1 protein-coding gene is annotated in these 355 nt (G+C 44.5%); it reads left to right on the top strand.

Annotated features, from left to right (window positions below):
• Window positions 1–355, top strand: a 355-nt coding sequence (locus HMPREF2655_RS10575) for a G5 domain-containing protein (RefSeq protein ID WP_180364322.1), incomplete at both ends; no start/stop codon positions are given.

Below are 355 nucleotides of genomic sequence, written 5' to 3'. Positions count from 1 at the left end.
TGTTCGCCGAGTGAAGACAGCTGGTCAAAAAGGTGTTCGTACCATTGTTGAAACTGTCACTTACACAGACGGAAAAGAGACAGGCCGCGAGGTGAAATCAAACACAATCACCACTCCAGCAGTAGATGAGATTGTTGAAGTTGGAACTAAGAAAGTAGTAGCCCCAGTTGTAACGACTAAGGAAGAGACCAAGACAGAAGAAGTTGCTTTCCAAACTAAGGAAGTAACAAATCCAGATCTTCCAGAAGGAACTCGCCGAGTGAAAACAGCTGGCCAAAAAGGTGTTCGTACCATTGTTTACACAGTCACTTACACAGACGGAAAAGAGACAGGTCGTGAGGTGAAATCAAACACA

This window comes from Streptococcus sp. HMSC066F01 (genome assembly GCF_001837335.1).
GTDB classification, from domain to species: domain Bacteria; phylum Bacillota; class Bacilli; order Lactobacillales; family Streptococcaceae; genus Streptococcus; species Streptococcus oralis_S.
The sequence above is the reverse complement of the archived record's forward strand: the minus strand, read 5'-3'. Positions and strand labels throughout refer to the sequence as shown.